Annotated in this window: 23 protein-coding genes and 1 pseudogene; 16 read left to right on the top strand and 8 right to left on the bottom strand. The window is 68.4% G+C overall.

Translation table 11 applies throughout. From position 1 onward, the window contains the following. Nucleotides 1-184: 184 nt before the first annotated feature. Nucleotides 185-625: an alpha/beta hydrolase family protein gene (locus VEIS_RS01850; protein WP_011808178.1), complete on the bottom strand. Its 441-nt coding sequence runs from the start codon at nt 623-625 to the stop codon at nt 185-187. Between the two features lie 158 nt (nt 626-783). Here VEIS_RS01850 and pxpB point away from each other — a divergent pair, with 158 nt between their 5' ends. From pxpB to VEIS_RS31430, 4 genes and pseudogenes are all read left to right on the top strand, one after another. Continuing rightward, nucleotides 784-1,533 carry a 5-oxoprolinase subunit PxpB gene (gene pxpB / locus VEIS_RS01855; protein WP_011808179.1) on the top strand — a complete coding sequence of 250 codons (750 nt, stop codon included), beginning with the start codon at nt 784-786 and terminating at the stop codon, nt 1,531-1,533. Then, a complete protein-coding gene (locus tag VEIS_RS01860; RefSeq protein ID WP_041949736.1) occupies nt 1,530-2,486 on the top strand; it encodes a 5-oxoprolinase subunit C family protein in 957 nt (318 codons plus the stop codon). The genes pxpB and VEIS_RS01860 overlap by 4 nt, the downstream gene beginning before the upstream one ends. Further along, a complete protein-coding gene (locus VEIS_RS01865; RefSeq protein ID WP_011808181.1) occupies nt 2,473-3,297 on the top strand; it encodes a LamB/YcsF family protein in 825 nt (274 codons plus the stop codon). Before VEIS_RS01860 ends, VEIS_RS01865 begins: the two co-directional genes overlap by 14 nt. A gap of 45 nt (nt 3,298-3,342) precedes the next feature. After that, nucleotides 3,343-3,514: pseudogene (locus tag VEIS_RS31430) on the top strand (SDR family NAD(P)-dependent oxidoreductase); the annotation flags it as partial. Here the strand turns inward: VEIS_RS31430 and VEIS_RS01870 are convergent. Together VEIS_RS01870 and VEIS_RS01875 are read right to left on the bottom strand one after the other, a co-directional pair. Then, on the bottom strand, nt 3,514-4,158 hold the full coding sequence (locus VEIS_RS01870) for an alpha/beta hydrolase (protein WP_011808182.1): 645 nt from the start codon (nt 4,156-4,158) through the stop codon (nt 3,514-3,516). The pseudogene VEIS_RS31430 and the gene VEIS_RS01870 sit on opposite strands and share 1 nt — an antisense overlap. 63 nt (nt 4,159-4,221) lie before the next feature. Beyond that, nucleotides 4,222-4,581, bottom strand: a complete 360-nt coding sequence (locus VEIS_RS01875) for a (2Fe-2S) ferredoxin domain-containing protein (protein WP_011808183.1) — start codon at nt 4,579-4,581, stop codon at nt 4,222-4,224. A 12-nt stretch (nt 4,582-4,593) separates the two neighbouring features. Between VEIS_RS01875 and VEIS_RS28050 the strand changes: the two genes are divergently transcribed. Next, nucleotides 4,594-5,082, top strand: coding sequence for a hypothetical protein (locus VEIS_RS28050; RefSeq protein WP_157048356.1), 489 nt, complete (start codon nt 4,594-4,596; stop codon nt 5,080-5,082). Here the strand turns inward: VEIS_RS28050 and VEIS_RS01880 are convergent. The 3 genes from VEIS_RS01880 to VEIS_RS01890 form a co-directional block, all read right to left on the bottom strand. Continuing rightward, the gene (locus VEIS_RS01880) at nt 4,997-7,492 is read right to left on the bottom strand and encodes an Ig-like domain-containing protein (protein WP_041949737.1); all 2,496 of its coding nucleotides are present in this window, start codon (nt 7,490-7,492) and stop codon (nt 4,997-4,999) included. The two genes, VEIS_RS28050 and VEIS_RS01880, sit on opposite strands and share 86 nt — an antisense overlap. Nucleotides 7,493-8,022: 530 nt before the next feature. Continuing rightward, nucleotides 8,023-9,147, bottom strand: coding sequence for a VanZ family protein (locus VEIS_RS01885; RefSeq protein WP_011808185.1), 1,125 nt, complete (start codon nt 9,145-9,147; stop codon nt 8,023-8,025). Between the two features lie 11 nt (nt 9,148-9,158). Continuing rightward, complete coding sequence (locus VEIS_RS01890; RefSeq protein ID WP_041949738.1) at nt 9,159-9,587, bottom strand: CopD family protein; 429 nt, start codon at nt 9,585-9,587, stop codon at nt 9,159-9,161. 123 nt (nt 9,588-9,710) lie between these two features. On the opposite strand from VEIS_RS01890, the gene VEIS_RS01895 reads away from it, so the two are divergent. The 8 genes from VEIS_RS01895 (at nt 9,711) to VEIS_RS01930 (ending at nt 17,060) form a co-directional block, all read left to right on the top strand. Next, nucleotides 9,711-10,439: a TetR/AcrR family transcriptional regulator gene (locus tag VEIS_RS01895; RefSeq protein WP_011808187.1), complete on the top strand. Its 729-nt coding sequence runs from the start codon at nt 9,711-9,713 to the stop codon at nt 10,437-10,439. Next, nucleotides 10,436-11,374, top strand: coding sequence for an ABC transporter substrate-binding protein (locus VEIS_RS01900; protein ID WP_011808188.1), 939 nt, complete (start codon nt 10,436-10,438; stop codon nt 11,372-11,374). The genes VEIS_RS01895 and VEIS_RS01900 overlap by 4 nt, the downstream gene beginning before the upstream one ends. Continuing rightward, nucleotides 11,371-12,237: an ABC transporter ATP-binding protein gene (locus VEIS_RS01905; RefSeq protein ID WP_011808189.1), complete on the top strand. Its 867-nt coding sequence runs from the start codon at nt 11,371-11,373 to the stop codon at nt 12,235-12,237. The genes VEIS_RS01900 and VEIS_RS01905 overlap by 4 nt, the downstream gene beginning before the upstream one ends. Before the next feature lies 1 nt (nt 12,238). Continuing rightward, nucleotides 12,239-13,009: an ABC transporter permease gene (locus VEIS_RS01910; RefSeq protein ID WP_041949739.1), complete on the top strand. Its 771-nt coding sequence runs from the start codon at nt 12,239-12,241 to the stop codon at nt 13,007-13,009. Continuing rightward, nucleotides 13,006-13,806, top strand: a complete 801-nt coding sequence (locus tag VEIS_RS01915) for an ABC transporter permease (protein WP_011808191.1) — start codon at nt 13,006-13,008, stop codon at nt 13,804-13,806. The genes VEIS_RS01910 and VEIS_RS01915 overlap by 4 nt, the downstream gene beginning before the upstream one ends. Nucleotides 13,807-13,864: 58 nt before the next feature. Beyond that, nucleotides 13,865-14,671, top strand: coding sequence for a cyclase family protein (locus VEIS_RS01920; RefSeq protein WP_011808192.1), 807 nt, complete (start codon nt 13,865-13,867; stop codon nt 14,669-14,671). 151 nt (nt 14,672-14,822) lie between these two features. Further along, entirely contained in the window at nt 14,823-15,833 is a 1,011-nt protein-coding gene (gene hemB, locus VEIS_RS01925; protein WP_041950423.1) for a porphobilinogen synthase, read from the top strand. A gap of 99 nt (nt 15,834-15,932) precedes the next feature. Continuing rightward, complete coding sequence (locus tag VEIS_RS01930) at nt 15,933-17,060, top strand: CorA family divalent cation transporter (RefSeq protein WP_011808194.1); 1,128 nt, start codon at nt 15,933-15,935, stop codon at nt 17,058-17,060. Between the two features lie 12 nt (nt 17,061-17,072). On the opposite strand, the gene moaC is transcribed toward VEIS_RS01930, so the two are convergent. Next, nucleotides 17,073-17,561 carry a cyclic pyranopterin monophosphate synthase MoaC gene (gene moaC, locus VEIS_RS01935; RefSeq protein ID WP_041950424.1) on the bottom strand — a complete coding sequence of 163 codons (489 nt, stop codon included), beginning with the start codon at nt 17,559-17,561 and terminating at the stop codon, nt 17,073-17,075. 73 nt (nt 17,562-17,634) lie between these two features. Between moaC and tfpZ the strand changes: the two genes are divergently transcribed. Both tfpZ and VEIS_RS01945 read left to right on the top strand, forming a co-directional pair. After that, entirely contained in the window at nt 17,635-18,441 is an 807-nt protein-coding gene (gene tfpZ / locus VEIS_RS01940) for a TfpX/TfpZ family type IV pilin accessory protein (protein ID WP_011808196.1), read from the top strand. Continuing rightward, nucleotides 18,441-20,018, top strand: coding sequence for a M48 family metalloprotease (locus tag VEIS_RS01945; RefSeq protein WP_011808197.1), 1,578 nt, complete (start codon nt 18,441-18,443; stop codon nt 20,016-20,018). The genes tfpZ and VEIS_RS01945 overlap by 1 nt, the downstream gene beginning before the upstream one ends. Here the strand turns inward: VEIS_RS01945 and VEIS_RS01950 are convergent. Continuing rightward, complete coding sequence (locus VEIS_RS01950; protein WP_041949741.1) at nt 19,986-20,339, bottom strand: phage holin family protein; 354 nt, start codon at nt 20,337-20,339, stop codon at nt 19,986-19,988. The genes VEIS_RS01945 and VEIS_RS01950 overlap by 33 nt on opposite strands. Before the next feature lie 146 nt (nt 20,340-20,485). On the opposite strand from VEIS_RS01950, the gene VEIS_RS01955 reads away from it, so the two are divergent. Then, a complete protein-coding gene (locus VEIS_RS01955; protein WP_011808199.1) occupies nt 20,486-21,082 on the top strand; it encodes a GNAT family N-acetyltransferase in 597 nt (198 codons plus the stop codon). Nucleotides 21,083-21,109 lie beyond the last annotated feature (27 nt).

Raw genomic sequence — 21,109 nt, forward strand, 5'->3', positions numbered from 1 at the left:
GCCGGTTCAGGGATGGGCGCAAGCCCCGACAGGCCGGTCATCCGGTTGCGCGATCGAGGCTTTCATTGCCTCGCTCAGCGGCAGGTCGATGACGGTATTCGACGGCGGCGCCGGCTGCATCGACCACTGGTCGCAGCGCCTTGCCAACTCGCCGCTGCGTGCGGCGGCGCTCTGCTCCCGCTGGTCAAGGCGATAGCGCCGCGTCGAAGAACGCGACAGAGAACGCGACAGCCTGCGCCACAGTGTCACGATGCACCTGGGCGCGACTGAGGCCCGAAGGATCGGTGCAAATCTGGCGCTGCTGCGCCTGGCCCGACGGGGTGCATTGCGCAATGAACATGTAGTGCGTGCCGTTCCTGATCTCGCGCAGTTTGGCATGCTGCATTTGCGCCGCCATCCAGGCAGCATTGGTTTTCGCCGGGGCCTGGTCATCGTTGTCTCCGACGAGCATCGAGACCGGGATGACGATACGCGCCAGGCTGCCACGATCGAAGGCTTGGGCGAGGGCCGGAGCCATCACGAATGCGGCGCGCACACGCTCGTCGCGGTAGTCGTCCCCGGCGCGCAACGGGGCGCGCATCGCATGGGGCCCGCTGAGCAAAAAGGCGGTTGGCCATTCCTGCATGGCGGTGCCGGGCGGCACTGGATACCAGAATCAGGCCCGGCGCGCTGCCTGCGTTGCCAGCGATACCTGTGTCAAACTGTCACCAAAGGGCGCGCTGCCGTCGCCGAAGGGCGTGATAATGGCCTTCTCTTTCTCATTGGCAAAGACCATCGTTTCCCATGTCCCTGGCGACACAGAAAATCGACTGGCGCATCGTTGCCTCGGGCGACAGTTGCCTGGTGGTCGAAATCCGGACGGCCCCTGCGGCAGGCCGGATCGACCCGGTGCTGGCCAGCCAATGGGCCGGCGCTGCGGCGACGGCGCTGCGCCAGGCCGGGCTGCCGGGGGTGACGGATGTGGTGCCCGCGATGGTGACCGTCGGGGTGCACTATCGGCCGCAGGCGCTGCAATCGTTGGCGCTGCCGGGCGAGAGCAGCTATCAGGCGGCGGCGCGTGTGGTCGCTGCGCTGCTGGAGCCGCTCGAATGGCAGGAGGCGCAGGCCGCGCGCGTGGTCGAGGTTCCGGTCTGCTACGGCGGCGAGCATGGCCCCGACCTGGCGTCGGTGGCCGCCGCCTGCGGGCTGTCACCCCAGGGCTTGATCGATCTGCACGCGGGCGCGCAGGTGCGGGTGCTGATGATGGGCTTTGCCCCGGGCCTGCCCTATATCGGCAGTTTCGACACGCGCCTGGCCGTGCCCCGGCGCCCGCAGCCGCGCATGGCCGTGCCAGGCGGCTCCATCGGCCTGGCCAATCGCCAGAGCGTGATCTATCCGTTCACCCTCCCGGGCGGATGGAGCCTGATCGGCAGAACGCCGATGCAACTGTTTGACCCGAACCGCGATCCCGCCTGCCTGCTGCAAGCCGGCGATGGTCTGCGCTTCGTGCCCATCAGCGCCGCAACCTTCGGCGCCCTGGCAGGGGCCCGGTGATGATCGAAGTGCTCAAGCCCGGCGCCCTGTCGAGCTTTCAGGATTTGGGCCGCAGCGGCTACCAGCACCAGGGCATCCCCGTCTGTGGCGTGATGGACGAGCGCGCCCACCGGCTGGCGTGCATGCTGGTGGGCAATGGCGCCGGCGAGGCCACGCTCGAAGTCACGCTGATCGGCCCCGCCTTGCAGTTCCACTGCCCGGCCATCATCGCTGTCTGCGGCGCCGATCTGGGCGCCACCCTCGGTGCCCGGGCCTTGCCGCTGGCCCGGCCCGTGGCCGTGGCCGCCGGCGAGCAACTGTGTTTCGGCAAGCGCGTCAGCGGGCTGCGGGCGTATCTCGCCGTGGCCGGCGGCTACGCGCTGCAGCCGGTGCTGGGCAGCACCAGCACCTATCTGCGCGGCGGCTTTGGCGGAGCGCAGGGCCGGGCGTTGCAAAAAGGCGATTGGATCGCGCTGCGCCAAACGCAAAGAACCGCCACGCCGGCACCGAGGGCGCGCCTGCCCCTGTTCCCCGGGGACATACAGCGCCCGCCGGGGGCGCCGCTGCGCATCGTTCCCGGCAGGGAATGGGCGGCGTTTGCGCCGCGCGCGCGGCAGGCCATGAGCGCGCAGACCTTTCGCGTCAGCCCGCGCTCCGACCGCATGGGCTACCGGCTCGAAGGCCCGGCACTGCATTTGTCGCAGCCGCTGGAATTGGCCTCCGAGGCGGTCAGCTTTGGCAGCATTCAGGTGCCCCCGGACGGGCTGCCCATCGTGCTCATGGCCGACCGCCAGACGACGGGGGGCTATCCGCGCATCGCGAACCTGGCGACGGTCGATCTGCCGCTGCTGGCGCAGACCATGGCGGGCGAGTCGCTGCGTTTCGAGTGGGTCACGCTGGGCCAAGCGCAGCGGCTGGCCAGCGCGCAAAGCGCGGTTTTCAACCAGATGGAGGCGGGCCATGGCCAGCATTGACCTGAACAGCGACGTGGGCGAGAGCTACGGGCGCTACCAGTTGGGCGACGATGCCGCCGTGCTCGACCATGTGAGTTCGGCCAACGTGGCCTGCGGCATGCATGCCGGCGACCCGTCGACGATCGCCACGACGGTGGGCCTGGCGCTGGCGCGGGGCGTGGCCATAGGCGCGCATCCCGGCTTCGCAGACTTGCAGGGCTTCGGGCGCAGACCCATGCAGTTGGCCCCGGATGCGCTGTACCACCTGGTGCTCTACCAGATCGGCGCACTGCAAGCCTTCTGCACGGCGGCAGGAACGCGCCTGGCCCATGTCAAGGCGCATGGCGCGCTGTACAACATGGCGGTGCGCGACAGCGCGATGGCGCATGCCATTTGCTGCGCCGTGCGCGCTGTCGATGCGCGGCTGATCTTCTACGGCCTGGCAGGCTCGGAGCTGGTGCGCACGGCGCGCGCGGCGGGGCTGACGGTGGCCGAGGAGGTGTTTGCCGACCGCAGCTACCAGGACGACGGCTCATTGACCCCGCGCACGGACCCGCGCGCAATGATCACCGACATCCAGCAGTCGGTCGAGCAGGTGCTGCGCATGGTGCGCTCGGGACTGGTGCGCTCGGTCCATGGCGTCGATGTGCCGGTCCGGCCCGACACGCTGTGCATTCACGGCGACCAGCCGGGCGCGGCGCAGTTCGCCCAGGCGATACGCGCGGCGCTCGAGGCCGAGGGCATCGCCATCGCTCCGATCACCCGCCCGAACGGCAGCCCGAACAGTGGCCCGATCGCCGACCCGCACCGGCGCGCAGCGGCCACGCCCTGACCCATCGTCCATCGCGCGACCCATGGCCGCGCCGCAGGCCGCGCCATCCTGGTGTCGCGTCACCGATCAGATGTCGTAGGCTGCGCGCAGCCATCGGAGCGCAGCGCAAGGCGCATCGCGCGGCCCATACCGAGCTGTATTGGCAAGCGATGCAACGCCGCGATGCGCTTCGATGGCCAGCGCAGACCGACAGATGATCGGTGACGCGACACTAGTCTACGGGGGCGCCGCCACCGATCGCAGATGGCGCAGCACCAGGCTTTTCAACAGCGGCAATTGCCCGTGAAAGAAGTGGCCGCCGGCGGGAATCACGGTGACCGGCAGGACCTGGGGCCTGGCCCAGTCGAGCACGGCCGACAGCGGCACCGTATCGTCGTGCTCGCCATGCACGACCAAGGTGCGCAGATGGGCCTCGGGCGGCAGCGGCGCGGCGGCGCAGCGGCTGGCCGCCAGGCCCACCAGCACCAGATGCTCGACCCGCCCCTGGGGCCAGAGGGCGGCCAGCGCATGGCTGGCGACAGACGCGCCAAACGAGAAGCCGGCCAACGCAATGCGCTGGCCTGCGCTGTGCGGGGCCACCTGCTCGGCGACGGCCAGCAGGTCCTGCAACTCGCCCCGGCCGGCGTCATGCAGGCCGGCGCTGGCGCCGACCCCGCGGAAGTTGAAACGCAGCGCCGTCCAGCCGCATTGCACGAAGGCGCGCGCCAGGGTCTGCACCACCTTGTTGTCCATCGTGCCGCCGAACAGCGGATGGGGATGCGCAATGATGGCCACGCCACGGGGCGCCTCGACGCCATCGCGCACCGCCTCGATGGCGCCTGCGGCACCGGACAGGAGCAGGCGTTCGCTACGGGAATTCATGGGTTTTGCCCCCTTTGTCGAAAACCACAGGCGCATGACGGCCCAGGCCCGTTCAGCGCCCGTTCAGCGCCCGATTTCCGCCGGCATCCGCAGGCGCTCGACCACCTGGCCGTTTTTCAGATGCGCTTCGACGATATCGTCGATATCGGCCGCATCCACATAGCTGTACCAGATGCCCTCGGGGTAGACCACGGCGACGGGGCCGCCCGCGCAGCGGTCCAGGCAACCGGCCTTGTTCACGCGCACCTGGCCGGCACCGGCCAGCCCGGCGGCCGCCACCTGCGCCTTGCAGCGCTCGAAACCGGCCTGCGCGTGGTGCCGGGCGCAGCAGTTTTCGCCATTGCTGCGCTCGTTCAGGCAAAAAAAGATATGGCGCCGGTAGTAGCCGGGCGCAGCGGCCGGCGCGCAAGGGGGGGTGTTCATGCCGGCATTTTAGTGTCGCGTCACCGATCATCTGTCGGTCTGCGCTGGCCATCGAAGCGCATCGCGGCGTTGCATCGCTTGCCAATACAGCTCGGTATGGGCAAGCGATGCGCCTTGCGCTGCGCTCCGATGGCTGCGCGCAGCCTACGACATCTGATCGGTGACGCGACACTAGGCAGGCGCGCCGAACCCTTTCAGGGCAGTGACTCCGGCGATCATTCGGCGGCCACGAGCCCTGCCGCGCAGGAGTGCCGCAGCGGCGGATCGACCAAGACCCAGGCTACCGCGCCCGCTGCGCGCTGGCCGACACCGCGCTGCTGCTGCCATGCGGAGCTGGCAGGCGGATATCTGCCGCACCATCCGCCTGCTTGGCGCCCAGGCAGGGTGCCTGGGCGCTGGTGCCGATCAGTACCAGTCAGTACCAAAAGCCGAACGAATGGGCATCCGACGCCTGCCCGACGATGGACAGCGGCATCTTCGCCACGGCGCCGGGCGCACTGATGCTGCCGTTGACCTGGCCGTCGGCGTCGTACTGGCCGCCGTCCTGGATCTGAAAGTCCAGCCGCGTGCGCCCGCCTTCGCTGGCCACCTTGCCGCCATACGGTTCGCTGGCCAGGTTCACCCAGATGCCGGCGCTGTTCTTGAGCCAGTAGCCGTTGGCGCCGAGCGCCGGGTCTACGTACAGGCTGAAGCTCTCGGTGCTGCGGCCCTCGGCCAGCGACGCCTTGAATGAGGTCAGCCCGATCGGCATCTCCATGCCCTTGGGCAGATTGGCCGGGGCATCGCTGCGCACCAGTTCGGTGATGCGCGCGTTGCTGTCCGGGAGCAGTTTGCCGTTCTGGCTGCCGGCCACCAGGGTCTGGTCGCGGGTCGAAGCGACGGCGGCCTGCTGGCTGTCTTTGACGCCATCGCCGTTGCCGTCGCCAGCCAGGCCGGCCGAGCCATCGGGGCGCAGCAGGCCGGGGGCCAGGTCCTCCAGGCTGTTCGGCACACCGTCGCGGTCGTCGTCCGGCGCACCCGCACCCGGCGCCTCCGGTGTGGCGGGTGCGACCGGGGGCTGGGTGAGGTTGGTCACCGCCCTGGCCGCGAAGCTGGCCGCGTCGTCACCGGTGCCGGCTTCCTGTAGCGCTTTGTTGTCGCTGGTGTCGGTGTCCTGGTAGGCGACGGTCACCGTCTGGCCGGTGGTCACCGCGCGGGCCAGGGTCAGCGTGACCGTCCTGGCCGCTGCATCCACCGTCACCCGGCTGACGTCGATGCGCGTGCCATCGACCAGCACGGTAAAGGACTCGTTGGTCGGGGCATGGTCCGCGTTCCCGTCGAGCGCCGTTGCGTCGCTGTAGCTCAGCACCAACTGGTCGCGGTTCGCCGTGGCGCTGCTGAGCGCAAAGACCATGGTGTCTACGGTGTACTGGTTGAACGCGTAGGTGTTGTTGGCGACGGTGTTGCCTGCGGCATTCCTGACATTGGCCAGGTTCAGGGTGAGCCGGTGGTTGGTGGTACGCGCCAGGTTGGCCGTGGGTGTGAAGGTGGCGGTCCAGACTTTGCCGTCGGTGCCGACCGCCGTCAGGTCGCCGAGCGTGCCGTTGGCCTGGGACAGGTCGATGGCCTCTTTCGTGAAGCCGGTGACGCGCTCGTTGAAGGTGAAGGTGATGGTGGCGGTTTCGCCAGCGGTGAGGCGGTTATCGCTGATCGTCACGTTGACCGGGGGGCGGGTGTCGATGCTGAAGTTGCCGCTGGTGGCGGTGCCCTCTCCGGCGTTGTCCCGCGCGTCCCGGACGCCGCTGAGGTTCACGCGGATGGTGTTTTCGGTGCTCTCGATGTCGGGCCGGGGCGTGTAGGTGGCGCTCCAGACCTTGCCGTCGGTGCCGACCGCCGTCAGCGCGCCCAGCGTGCCTTTGCTGGTGTCGTACTGAACGTCACCGAGATCGAAGCCGGTGACGCTCTCTCTGAAAGTGAAGGTGATGGTGGCGGTTTCGCCAACGGTGAGGCGGTTGTCGCTGATCGTCACGTCGACCGTGGGGCGCAGGGTGTCGATGCTGAAGTTGCCGCTGCTGGGGGTGCCCGATCCGGCGTTGCCCTGCGCGTCCCGGATGCTGGCGAGGTTCACGCGGATGGTGTTGTTGGCGTTCTCGGTGTCGGACCGGGGCGTGTAGGTGGCGGTCCAGACCTTGCTGTCGGTGCTGCTTTGCGTCAGCGCGCTCAGCGTGCCTTTGCTGGTGTCGTACTGGATGGCGTCGAGACCGAAGTTGGGGACGTTCTCGCTGAAGGTGAAGGTGACGATCATCGTCTCGCCGGCCTTCAGGCTGGTGGCCGACAGCGCGATGGTGCCCGTGGGCGGCACACCGTCGTCGATGTTGTAGCGGGCCGGGACGCTCACCCCCCGGCTTGCGCCTGCGTTGCCCGGGACATCGGTGATGCCGTCGAGGTTGATCCGTATCTGGTTGCCATGCAGGCCCGTCGCGGGCCGGGTGGCCGGGGCCTCCAGGTCGACCAGCCAGGTGGTGGCGGCGGCGGTGGTGGCTGTGGTGTCGGAGGGGGCGACGCGCAGGTTGCTCAAAGTGCCCTTGCCGGCGTCCACCTGCAGGTCTTCGAGGGTGAAGCTGCTGCGGGTCACCCGTTCGCTGAAGGTGATGGTGATGGTGGTTTTTTCCCCGAGGCGCAGGTCGCTTTTGGCGATCGAGGCACTGGCAACGGTGGGCCGCAGGGTGTCGATGGCGAAGGTGAGCTCTCCGTCGGACTCATCGTTGGGGCTGTCGTAGCGGACTTTGGCGTCGGATTTCTCCAAGCCTTCGGTAGGTATGAATTGGACTCTATAGGTATTAGTGCCGGCGCCAATCCTGATGAGGGTGCCGTGGTTCAACGAGCCGCCGGTGACGGTCAAGAAACGGACCAGGCCATTCGCGCGATACATGGTCTCGTTATTGGGGAAAGTAAGGGAGATCCAGGCGGTCTCACCGGCTTTGACGATGGTCTTGTCAATCGTGATGGTGGAGGCCATGGTGCTATCCTTTCGACGAGGCGAGGATTACGCTGATGCGCTGATGCGCTGATGCGCTGATGCGCTGATGCGCTGATGCGCTGATGCGCTGATGCGCTGATGCGCTGATGCGCTGATGCGCTGATGCGCTGATGCGCTGATGCGCTGATGCGCTGATGCGCTGATGCGCTGATGCGCTGATGCGCTGATGCAGGGAGAAGGGCGACGATCACGGTGCTTTCCTTTCGATGGAATGGATGGATGCAAGAGCTTGGTCGGGTTCCGTTCGTCTCTTGCGGCCAGGGCCGCAAGAGACGATGGTGTCAGCGATGCCTGTTACCCACCCGGCGGGAGCGCAACAACGATTTGCACCGCTGACAACCGTGGAACAAATTCCACTGCCAGAATATAGCGTAGCGGCAACCCATCACCCTGGCGGCCGCTGCCTGTCTGGTGCACAGGTTTCAGGAAAGCGGTTCATGCCGCTGCCGGCCCGATACCCGCAGCAGCACATACAGCAATGTGGCATAGGGCCAGAGCCAGCCGAGCCACTGGCCCAGGCCATAAAAGCGGATGAAGCGGCCCTGCTCCCAAAGCTGCAAGGTCTGGGCAAAGTAAGCGCTGGTGGGCGCCTGGTTGAGCAGCGCCAACTGCCAGACCAGCGCCAGCAGCAGCATGGCCGCGCAGGCCCGGCGCGGCAGGGCGAGCAGCAGCAAGGCCAGCGCCAGCGCAGCCCAAAGCCCGGCGCGCGCGGGCCGGTTCAGCCACTGCCAGGCATGGACCGGACCCCAACTCAGCGCGGCCGACAGCGCCGTGAGCGCGATGCCCAGTGCCGCCAGCGCCAGCGCCAGCAGCACGCGGTGCCGCGCCTGGCGGATCACGCAATAGCCCAGCAGGCAGGGGGCGAGCAGCCCCAGCGCGACGCATAGCAGCTCGCCGCCGGGGGACAGCGGCGCCAGCGCGGTCTGGCGCAATGGCAGGCCGTCGGGCAGCGGCATCGATGGCATCGATGGGGTATGGGCCAGCCAACCGATCAGCGCCGTCTCCAGCCGCTGCTGCACCTGGCCCAGCCCGAAAGGCACGGCGGCCGGAAACAGCAATGCCGGCGGCCACAGGGCCAGCAGCACCATGGCGCCGCTGGCATCGGGCAGGAGCCAGCGCTCGCGCCAATCGTGCCAGCGCCCGAGCACGCCCAGGCGCGCCAGCAAGGCCGCGATCGAGGCCCCCGCCAGCGCGCCAGCGGCATTGAGCGCCAGATCCAGGTTGGACGGCACCCGCCGGGGCAGATAGATCTGCAAGAACTCCATTGCCAGCGACAGCAGCGCCCCCGCCAGCGTGGCCAGCAGCACCGCCCTGCGGCCCGAGCCTGTGCGCAGCAGGCCCAGCGCCAGCAAAAAACCCAGCGGCGCATAGCCTGCGGCATTGGTCAGCACATCGAACCAGGTCCAGTATGGCGGGGGCAGCGCCGCCAGCAGAAACACCAGCGGGTCGATGCCCTGCGCGCGCCAGCCCTCGAACGGGAACAGGCTGGCAAAGACGATCAGCGCCGCGTAGCTCAGCGCCAGCGGCCCAGCGGAGCTCTGGTGCATGCGCGCTGGCGTCAAAACGGCTTGAGCACCACCAGCAGCACCGCCGCCGTCAGCAGCAGCAGCGGCAGTTCGTTGAACCAGCGCAGCCACACCGGGCTGCGGCGGCAACGGCCATCGGCCAGTTGGCGCAACAGCCGGCCGCAGCCATGGTGGTAACCGATCACCAGCAGCACCACGGCGAGCTTGGCGTGCATCCAGCCGCTGCCCGGGCCGCGGCCAATGCCGTAGCCGAGCCAGAGCCAGACCCCCAGCGCCAGCGCCGGCGCCGACAGCAGCGTGGTAAAGCGCAGCAGCTTGCGGGCCATCAGCAACAGGCGCTCGCGCTCGGCGGCAGCGCCCGGGGCGAGCAGCGCCAGATTCACGAAGATGCGCGGCAGGTAAAACAGGCCGGCGAACCAGCAGGTCACGAAGACGATGTGAAAGGCTTTGATCCAGAGCATGGCCGCAGTTTACGTGCCCGGGCGCAGAACCGCTGCCTGATGCCGATGGCGACTTGCCATGGGGTGCGCCGCCAGGGTTTGTACGCATGTACAAGATATTTGTACGCATGTGCAATAAGCCCGATGCAGGCCCGTACCCCTATCGTCAAGCGCAGCGCCCGCCGGACCGCCGCGATCACCGAGGCCGGCCGGCCCGACCGCCGGCAGGCCATCCTGCTGGCGGCCGAAAAGCTCTTCGCGCAGCACGGCTACCACGCGGTGACGATCCGCCAGATCGCCGAGCAAGCCGGTGTGCCGCTGGCGCTGGTGGGCTATTACTTCGGCCCCAAGCACGCGCTCTTTCATGCCATCTTCGAGCACTGGAGCCACACCATCGACGAGCGGCTGGCCGGCTTGGCTGCGCTGGACAACGACCCCGATGATCCGCGCACGCTGGTGCGCATCATCGAGGTCTTCACCGGCCCGGTGCTGGCCCTGCGCGCGGGCGCCGAGGGCGAGTACTACGCGCTGCTGGTCTCGCGCGAGTTGGGCCATGCCACGGCGGAAGTCGATCGCGTGCTGCGCGGCTACTTCGACCCGTTGGCACAGGCCTATATCGACGCGCTCCACCTCGCGCTGCCTCATGCCACGCGCAGCCAGGTGGCGTGGGGCTATCAGTTCACTCTTGGCGCGCTGCTGCACCACCTGAGCGACACGCGCATCGAACGCCTCTCGCATGGCCAGAACAAGCGCAGCGACCCGGCCGTGGCGCCGATGCTCGTGAACTTCATCGTCGGCGGCCTGCGCGCCGCGCTGCCGCGCCCCCAGCCCGGGCGCGCGCAAGAAACCATCCCCGGGAGTGAACCGACATGACGCCGAAAAGACGCACCCTGCTATGGGCGCTTGCCGCCGCCACTGCGCCGGCTGTGCGCGCGCAGTCGAACCCGAAGATCGTGTTCGGCTACACGGCGGTGACCGACTTCGCCTCGGTCTTCGTGGCGGCAGAAGAAGGCGGCTTCAAGAGGCGCAACCTGGACGTGGAACTGAAGTTCATTGCGCTGAACTCCATCATTCCGGCGGCGCTGCAATCGGACTCGCTGCAGATCGGCGGGCCCACGCCTTCGGTGTTCTTGCAGGCGGTGGACGGCGGGCTGGACCTGGTGCTGGTGGCCGGCGGCGCGGTCACGTCCAAGACCATCACCAGTTTCGGCCTGGTGGCGCGCGCAGGCTCCGGCATCAAGAGCGCGCAGGACTGCGTGGGCAAGAAGATCGGCGTGCCGGGCCTTGGCGCCTTCCTGCATGTGACCTTCCGCGCATGGCTCAAGAACAGCGGCGTGGATTACCGCAAGGTCCACTTCGTCGAGGTCGCGTTCCCGCAGCACGGCGACTTGCTGCGCGGCGGCTCGGTGGACGCGGTGGTGTCGGCCGACCCGTTCATGAGCCGCATCACCGACAGCGGCGCGGGCTACGTGGCCTCGTACTACTCGACCTTCCTGCCGGAGAACAACCAGACCATCGTGCACGCGGCCAAGCGCGAGTGGGTCGCCAGCAACCCTGCGGCGGTGCACGCCTTTCGCCAGGCGCTGCTCGAATCCGCGAACTTCATGCAGCAGCCCAAAAACGACGCAAAGGTGCGCGCCGCGATCGGCAAGTACATCAAACTGCCGCCCGAGGTGCTGGTCAAGTTGCAGATCTCGCCGCCCGGCCCGATGGTGAGCGACCGGCAACTGGCCTACTGGAGCGCTCTGATGAAGGAGCAGGACATGCTCAAGACGGACATCGACGTTGCGCGGTTGATCGTCAAGTGATCTGCGCTCCCGCATCGATCACCGCATCTGCCGCCTCGACGGCGGGAGCGCCCGGCGCATTGCGCGCGCCCGCAGGTTCTGCGGCGCCGCCCGCGCCCTTCCTGCGCCTGGATGGCGTGGCGATCCGGTTCGGCGGGCGCGAGATTCTGACGCCCACCTCGTTCGACGTGGCACATGGCGAATTCGTCTGCATCGTGGGCCCGAGCGGGTGCGGCAAGACCACGCTGCTGCGCGCAGCCAGTGGGCTGGTCCGCGCCAGCGCCGGCGAAGTGCGGCGCAACGGCGTGAAGATGACCGGGCCTGTGCGCGAGGTGGCCTTTGTGTTCCAGGACTACGGCCGCGCGCTACTGCCTTGGCGCACGGTGGCAGGCAATGTGAGCCTGGCATTCGAGGCGGCCGGCGTGCCTGCGGCCGAGCGCGGGCCGCGCATCGCCGATGTGCTGGGCAAGGTCGGTCTGGTCAAACATGCGCAAAAGTTCCCGGTGCAGTTGTCGGGCGGCATGCAGCAGCGCGTGCAGATTGCGCGTTGCCTGGCGCAAAAGCCCGAGTTGATGATGATGGACGAGCCTTTTGGCGCGCTCGATGCGCTCACGCGCCAGAGCTTGCAGGACGAACTGGCGCGGCTGGTGCGCGACGACGGGCTGACGGTGCTCTTTGTCACGCACGATCTCGAAGAAGCCATCTACTTGGCAGACCGCGTGATCGCGCTGCGCGCCAACCCTGGCCCGGGGCGGCCGAGCCTGGCGCGGATGATCGACGTGGGGCTTGAGCGTCCGCGCGACCATCTGACGACCAAGGAACATCCGGACTACCTGCGATTGCGGCGCGAGCTGTTCGCTTTCATCGAGCACAGCCATGACTGAAATGGCACAGGGCCGCTTGTTGCGCTGGCTGCGGCCGTGGGTGTTTCCTGCGCTGCTGGCCGCTGCCTTCGAGTGGTACGCGCGGCGCGCAGCCGCGCTGGGCAGCGATGCACTTGCGCCGCCGAGCGCTGCGACCAGGGCTTTGGTCGGCGCGGCGCTGGACGGCTCGCTCTGGCACGCCACAGGCTTTACGCTCGGCACGGCGGCGCTCGGCCTGCTGCTGGGCACGGCGCTCGGGCTGGCGCTCGGACTGGTGCTCGGGATCTCGCGCCGCGCGGCGCAACTGGGGTTTTTGTCGATCGAGGTGCTGCGGCCCGTGCCTTGCGTTGCGCTGATTCCGCTGTCGATGCTGACCTTCGGCTTTGGCGTGCGCATGGAACTGGGCATCGTCGCCTTCGCCACCTTTTGGCCGCTGCTGGTGCTGGTGCAGTCGGCGGTGCAGCAGATCGAGCCCCGGCTGCTCGAAGTCAGCCGCGTGCTGGGTCTGTCGGCACGCGAGCGGACTTTCAAGATCGTGCTGCCGGCCATCGTGCCGCGCCTGTTTGTCGCGTTGCGGCTTGGCGTGGCGCTGGCGCTGGTGGTGGCCGTGACGGTGGAGATTGCGGCCAACCCCTACGGCATGGGCTACGCGATGATGATTGCGCAGCAGAGTTTCGAGCCTGCGCTGATGCTCGCGTGGCTCGGCTGGATCGGCGTGGTGGGCTTTGCAGTCAATGCCGGCATGGTGCTTTTGCAGCGGCTGGTGGCGCGGCGCATGGGGGCGCTGTCATGAACGGCAACGGGCACCCGCGCCTGGGCGCCGATGGTCTTGGCGCGCTCGGTGCGCTCGCCGTTCTCGGCGCGCTGGTTGCGCTGTGGTGGGGCGCGAGCAACGCGGGCTGGGTGAGCCGCGTGTTCTTGCCGACACCGCAAGCCGTCTTTGCCAGCCTGCTCGAAGGGCTCGATCTTTCGCGGGACGCCGGCAACGGCGAACTGATCGCCTTCACGCAGGCCACCGTCGGCCACATGCTGCAGGGCTGGCTGCTGGCCTCGCTCTTCGGTGTACTGCTGGGCACGGCCATCGGCGTGTCGCCGGTGGCGCGTGCCTGGGTGCAGCCGACGCTCGAATTCATCCGGCCGCTGCCCGCTTCGGCGTTGCTGCCGCTGGCGCTATCGATCTTCGGGTTGAATCGCGGCACGGTGCTGTTCGTGGTCGCTTTCGGCGCGATGTGGCCGGTGCTGCTGGCCACGGTGCACGGCCTGGCGACGCTGGAGCCGCGCCTGTCGGAAGTGGCGCGCTGCCTGCAGATGTCGCGTGGCGCCCAGGTCTGGAAGATGGGCCTGCCCAACGCCATGCCCGATATCCTGGCCGGCATGAGGCTGGCGCTGACCGTTGCCCTGATCGTGGCGGTGGTCGGTGAAATGATCGCCGCGCAAAGCGGCCTGGGCCAGGCCATTCTTCTGGCCGCGCGCGCCTTTCGCGCGAGCGATTTGTTCGCCGGCATCGCGCTGCTCGGCGGCATCGGCTTTGTCAGCAACGCGCTGCTGGCCGGCGCAGAAAAGCGCTGGCTGCGCTGGCAGCACCCCTGATGTGCAGAACCCTCCATCCATCCACCCACCCATCCACCCCCCCACCCGGGATACGCCCATGCCACGCAAGTTTGTCGACCTGTCGATCTTCCTGGAAAACGACGTGCTCTCCGACCCGCCGGCCTTCGCGCCGAAGATCGAGTACTTCACGCACGATCAGACCTATGAGCAGATCGCGTCCTTCTTTCCGGGCTTGCAGCGCGCAGACCTGCCCGATGGCGAAGGCTGGGCCGTGGAACGGGTACAGATGTCCACGCACAACGGCACGCACCTCGATGCGCCCTATCACTTTCACTCGACCATGGACAAGGCGCTGGGCAAGCGCCGGCCGGCCATCGCGATCGACGAGGTGCCGCTCGATTGGTGCTTCCAGCCCGGCGTGAAGCTGGATTTTCGCCACTTCGCTGACGGTTACGTGGTCACGGTCGACGACGTTCAGGCCGAACTCCAGCGCATCGGCCACACGCTGAGCGCGCTCGAAATCGTGCTGGTCAACACGCGCGCCGGCTCGCGCTACGGCCACGGCGACTATGTGTCGGCCGGCGCGGGCATGGGCTACAAAGCCACGATGTATCTGCTCGAGCGCGGCGTGCGCCTGACCGGCACCGACGCCTGGAGCTGGGACGCGCCCTTCGTGCACACCGCGAAGAAATACGGCCAAACGCAGGACGCATCGCTGATCTGGGAAGGCCACAAGGCAGGCCGCGAGATCGGCTACTGCCACCTGGAGAAGTTGCACAACCTGGAGGTGCTGCCGCCGACGGGCTTTTTCATCAGCTGCTTTCCGCACAAGATCCGTGGCGCTTCGGCAGGCTGGACGCGCGCAGTGGCGATCTTCGACGATGCCTTGATGGCGTCGGCCTGAGACCTGTTCAAACCCCGGGGGGGAAAGCCTTGTCGAACGGCCTTGCCGAACGCGCCATCGGCTTGGGTCATCGGCCTGATGCGCAATGCCGGAGCATGAGGGGCAGGCAGCACCGGCGCTGCGCGCTGGTGACTTCAGGCAAAATTTCCCCATGCCTGTCCAAAGCCCCGCCCCCTTTCCGCAAAGCCGCCCGCGCCGGCTGCGCCGTGACGCCTTCACCCGCGCGCTGGTGCGCGAACATGCGCTCGCGCCGCAGGATCTGATCTATCCCGTGTTCGTGCACGAGGGCCAAAACCAGCGCCAGGCCGTTGCGTCCATGCCCGGCGTCGATCGGCTGAGCCTGGATTTGTTGCTGCCCGTGGCCGAGGACTGCCTGCGGCTGGGCATTGTCGTGCTGGCGCTGTTTCCCGTCATCGCCCCGGCCCTGAAGACGCCCGATGCCAGGGAGGCGCTGAACCCCGAGGGCCTGATTGCGCGCGTGGTGCGCGCGTTGAAGAAGGAGTTGCCCGAACTCGGCCTGATGACCGATGTGGCGCTCGACCCTTACACCAGCCACGGCCAGGACGGCGTTCTCGGCCCGGCCGGGGACATCATCAACGACGACACGGTGGCGCTGCTGACGCGCCAGGCCCTGACCCATGCCGAGGCCGGCGTGGACATCATCGCCCCCAGCGACATGATGGACGGGCGCATCGGCGCGATCCGCGAGGCGCTGGAGGTGCAGGGCCACATCCACACCCGCATCATGGCCTACAGCGCCAAGTACGCCAGCGCCTTCTACGGCCCTTTCCGCGACGCCGTCGGCTCGCGCAGCGCGCTCGGCCAGGCCGACAAAAACACCTACCAGATGGACCCCGGCAACAGCGACGAGGCCCTGCGCGAGGTGGCCATCGACATCGCCGAAGGCGCCGACATGGTGATGGTCAAGCCCGGTATGCCGTACCTGGACATCGTGCGCCGCGTGAAGGACGAGTTCCGCATGCCCACCTTCGTCTACCAGGTCAGCGGCGAGTACGCGATGATCAAGGCCGCCGCCGCCAATGGCTGGCTCGACCACGACGCAGTGATGATGGAATGCCTGCTGGCCTGCAAACGCGCAGGCGCCGACGGGGTGCTGAGCTACTTTGCCCGCGATGCGGCAAGATTGCTCCTCAAAAGATAGCTCAAAGCGCATACGGAACGGGCGCCACGGGCGCGTTCAGGCGTTCACGCACCCACGCACCCACGAATCCACGCATCGACGAACCCCGGCCCGGGCCACATGCGCATCTTTCACATCCATGGCGGCGGCGTGCAGGAACTGGCGGCCCTGCCGGCCCGGATGCCGGCGCAGGGCTTTGTCTGGATCGCCTGCTCCCGCCCGGTCTTCCAGGCCCGGCTGGCGGACATACAGGGCAGCCTGCAAGCCCTCGCCGGTCTGCAACTGGTGGACTTGCATGTCTCTGACCTGCTCAACGCGCAACTGCCTTCGCATTTCGACTACACCTCGCAGTACGACCTGCTGGTGTTCCGCCGGCTGGCCAGCGCGCAGGGCCATGCCGCCGCCGCGCCGCAGGATGGGCCTGCGCCTGCCGGCAAACGCCGTGGCCCGCCGGTGCTGCGGCGCATCGACACCAGCCCCGTCGGCTTTGCGCTGTTCGACCAATTGCTGCTGACGGTGCACCCCGACGACTGCGCCGTGCGCAATGCCTATGCGGCGCGCCTGCTGGCCGCCCTGCCCGGCGCCAGCCCCGCAGAGGGCCGCAGCAGCCCGCTACCCGGCGCCCGCCTGCCCGGCAGCCCGGCCGACCTGATGCTGCGCGTGATCCACCTGATGGTCGATGGCTACCTGGACCTGCGCCGCGAACTCACGCGCCAACTCGACCACTGGCAGACCGAGCTGCTCAAGCCGCGCGCGCGTGGCGTGAACTGGGCCTCGCTGCTGCAGGCGCGGCTGGCGCTGCACGCTCTGGACGAAATCTGCGAAGGCCAGCGCGCGGCCTTGCAGGACTGGATCGAGACGCTGGAGACCTGGGCCTTGCCCGACAGCCCGGCGGGCCTGCGCGAGCTGGACCTGCTCAAGGTGCGCAGCCGCGACGTGCTCGAACACATAGAGCGCGTGGTGCGCCATGTGCGGCGGCTGGAGCAAAGCACGGAGACCGCCGTGCAAATCCATTTTTCGGTGCAGAGCCAGCGCACCAACGACACCATGCGCACGCTGACGGCGCTGACGGCGGTGTTCCTGCCGCTGAACCTGATGGCCGGCATCTTCGGCATGAACTTCGAGTTCCTGCCGCTGACCGACAAAGCCAATGGCTTTTGGTGGGCGCTGGCAGCGATGCTGTTCATCGCGCTGGCGTTGCTGCTGCTGTTTTGGCGCAAGCGCTATCTGGCGCGCAGCGGGCGCTGAGCCGGGGCCGGTTCAGCGGCTGACGAAACTGCCCGACGCTCCGCCATGCTTTTGCAGCACCCGCACCCCGTGGATGACCATCCCCCGATCCACCGCCTTGCACATGTCGTAGATGGTCAGCAGCGCGATCTGCACGGCCGTCAGGGCTTCCATCTCGACGCCCGTCGGACCCACGGTCTCCACGGTGGCCGTGCACGATATGCCGCTGGCGTCCGTCGGGGCCGGGGCTGCGGCGTCGAATTCGATCGCGACGCGGGTCAATGCCAGCGGGTGGCACAGCGGGATCAGCTCGCTGGTCTTTTTCGCCGCCTGTATGCCGGCGATGCGGGCAACGCCCAGCACATCCCCTTTGCGCGCCGTCCCGGTTTTGATCAGCGCCAGCGTTTCTGGCAACATTTCGATCCGCCCGCAGGCAATGGCCATGCGGTGGGTGGCAGGCTTGGCAGCCACATCGACCATGTGCGCATGGCCTTGGGCATCGAAGTGGGTGAGTGCGGACATGCAGTGGAAAAACAGTGCGGGACAGGCTTTGCCTGAACCATCATCGGACATCGGACGGGAGCATCATACGATCATGCGAAATTGGCTAAAGCGCCTGTGCGCCAGAGAAAAAGAGCGCCTGCACGCCGGTTGGGCGGGGCGCCTGCGCGCCAGCGGCATTCATCTGGGCATCAGCCTGGGCATTGCAGCGCTGGCAGCGCTGCTGGTTTTTGGCCTGTGGTACCCGTATCCGTACCGGGACGTTTCCGGCGGGCGGACGCTGTTCCTGCTCGTGGTCAGTGTCGACGTGATCATGGGGCCGCTGATCACCTTGGCCATTTTCAACCGCACCAAGCGCCGGCGCGAGCTGGTGCTGGACCTTTCCGTGGTGGGCATGCTGCAACTGGCGGCCCTGGGCTATGGCCTGTGGACCGTCTTCGTGGCCCGGCCGGTGCATCTGGTGTTCGAATACAGCCGCATGAGCGTGGTCCATGCCATCGATGTCGATGACCAACTGCTGGCCAAGGCGCCGCCAGCGCTGCAAAAGCTGCCGATCACCGGCCCCACGCTGATTGCGCTGCGGCCTTTCAAGGACGCCAACGAGCAATATGACGCCACGATGGCCGCGCTCGACGGCGCCGCGCTGCCGGCGCGCTGCGATCTGTGGCAGCCCTATGCCAGCAGCACCGCCGACATCCTTGCCGTGGCCAAGCCGATCACCGATCTGCGCCAGCGCTTTGCCCAGCAGACGGCGCGGATCGATCGCGCGGTGGCAGACAGCGGCCAGCCGGCAGCGCAGTTGCGCTACCTGCCGCTGATCGATCGCGGCACCGCCTGGACCATGCTGCTGGACGCCGCCACGGCCGAGCCCCGGGGATTTCTGGCGCTGGACCCGTTCTGATGCCGCCGTTCCTGTGCCGCAAGGCCAAAGCCGTGGTGCAACGGGCGCTGCTGGCCCTGACCGTGGGCGCGTGCGCGCTGGCATGGGCGCCACCGGCCAGCGCGCAGACCGGCCTGCCGACCCTGGGCGACGGCAGCGAACTGGGCAGCAGCGCCGAGCGCCGCCTGGGCGATCGCATCATCCGCGAGCTTTACCGCGACCCCGACTACATCGACGACCCGGTGCTGGAGGACTATGTGCAGGGCCTGTGGCAGTCGCTGCTGGCGGCGGCCCGCGCCCGCGGGGAACTGTCGGCCGAACTCGACGAGCGCTTTGCCTGGGAGGTGCTGCTCGGGCGCGACCGGAGCGTGAACGCCTTCGCCCTGCCCGGCGGCTATCTCGGGCTGCACCTCGGTCTGGTCGGCGTCACCAGCACGCGCGATGAACTGGCCTCGGTGCTGGCGCACGAGCTCAGCCATGTCCTCCAGCGCCATGTCTCGCGCCTGCTCACCGCGCAGAAAAAACAGACACCGCTGTTGCTCGGCGCGCTGGTGCTGGGCGCGCTGGCCGCGAGCAAGAACCCGGACGCGGCCCAGGCCCTGGTGGTCGGCGGCCGGGCGCTGCTGCTGCAAAACCAACTGAACTTCTCGCGCGACATGGAGCGCGAGGCCGACCGCATCGGCTACGGGCTGATGGCGCCTGCCGGCTTCGCCCCCCAGGGCTTCGTCGGCATGTTCGACAAACTGCAACAGGCCAACCGCCTCAATGACAACGGCTCCTGGCCCTATCTGCGCAGCCACCCGCTGACCACCGAGCGCAGCGCCGACATGCACGCGCGCATCCCGCCGGGCACGGCCATCGGCGCCACGGCGGCGGCGCCCGCGACGCTGGAACACGCACTGGTGGCAGCGCGCGCCAGAGTGCTTGCCAACCCGGGCGTGGACAGCCTGCGCCAATGGATCGCCGAACCGCACAGCAGCGGCTGGGCCAGCCAGCCGCTGCCGCACCGCGCCGCCGCGCTGTACGTCGCCGCCTTGGGCAGCAGCCAACTGCGCGATGCCGCCGGCGCGCGCGCTGCGGCCCAAAAGCTCGACGATCTGGTGCGCAACGCGCCCGATGCCCGGCAGGCGTCGGACCCGGCCACCCGCAGGCTGCTCGGCCTGTTGAACGCCGAGATCGAACTGGCCGCTGGCGCCGCCGACGCCGCGTTGCAGGCCCTGCAAGCCCTGCCCGCAGGCAGCGACACCGGCCGGCCGGAACTGCTGCTGCGCACCCGGGCCCTGCTGCAGGCCCGCCGGGCAGGCGAAGGCGCGCAGGCCCTGCAAACCTGGGTCGCCAACCACCCCAAGGACGCCACGGCATGGCAGTTGCTGGCCGCCGTCGCACAGGCCCAGGGCCAGACCCTGCGCGCGGTGCGGGCCGAGGCCGAGGCCCATGCTGCGCGCTACGACTATGCCGCCGCCGCAGACCGCTTCAAGGCCGGACAAGACCTGGCGCGCCGCAGCGGCGCGGCCGTGGACCACATCGACGCCTCCATCATCGACACCCGGCTGCGCGCGATGGAGTCACTGCTGCGCGAACAGGCCGCCGAGCGCTGACTCGATCAGCACCCCGAGCAACGAATAGATCAGCGAGCCCAGCAGCGCGGCAGCAAACCCGGTGACCTGAAAGCCGTCGAGCAGGCTGGCGGCGGCCCAGAACATCAGCGCGTTGATGACGAACAGGAACAGCCCCAAGGTGACGATGGTCACCGGCAGCGTCAGCAGCACCAGCACCGGCCGCAGCACCACGTTGAACAGGCCAATGACGAAGGCCGCGATCAAGGCCGCGCCGAAGCTGCGCACCTCCACCCCGCTGTACACATAGGCCACGAACAGCAACGCGACAGCGCTGAGCAGCCATTTCAAAAGGACTCGCATGGCGACACGATAACATCGGCGCAGCGCCTGCCGGCAGCGCGCGGCGGGCATCCCGAAGCGGCCCCCGAGCGCCGGACTTCAGCCACGCAGCGCCACGGCAGGCAGCACGACGCCATTTCTTTTTGCCATCCCCGAGAGGCCACCCAATGACGACCCCAACGCCTGCCGCCGGCCAAGCCATGACGGCAACCCCTGCCACCGTGCGCCGGCTGGACGCCGATGAGGCCGCCGCCAGCGTTGCGGCGCTGGCCGATGTGCTGATCGACTGCGTACAGGGCGGCGCATCGGTCAGCTTCATGTGGCCGCTGCCGCGCGACAAGGCGCTGGCGTTTTGGCGCACCGTGGCCGAGGGCGTCGCCCGCAACGAGCGCGTGCTGCTGGTAGCCCAAGACCCGCATGGCGGCATCGTCGGCACCGTGCAACTGGTGACGGCCATGCCCGACAACCAACCCCACCGCGCCGACGTAGCCAAGATGCTAGTGCACCGCAAGGCGCGCCGCCAGGGTCTGGCCCGGCGCCTGCTGGCCGCCGTGGAGGATGCCGCCCGCGCCGAAGGCCGGACCGTGCTGGTGCTCGACACCGTGACCGGCGGCGACGCCGAGCGGCTGTACCGGCGCGCAGGCTGGCAGCAGGTGGGCATGGTGCCCGACTACGCGCTGATGCCGGACGGCGCATTCTGCAGCACCACGTTCTTCTACAAGCGCCTGCGCGGGCCAGACCGATGCGATGCCGGCCCGGTCTGAGACCGCGCTGCGGCACCCGCTTGCGCC

This window comes from Verminephrobacter eiseniae EF01-2, assembly GCF_000015565.1.
Classification (GTDB): Bacteria; Pseudomonadota; Gammaproteobacteria; order Burkholderiales; family Burkholderiaceae_C; genus Acidovorax; species Acidovorax eiseniae.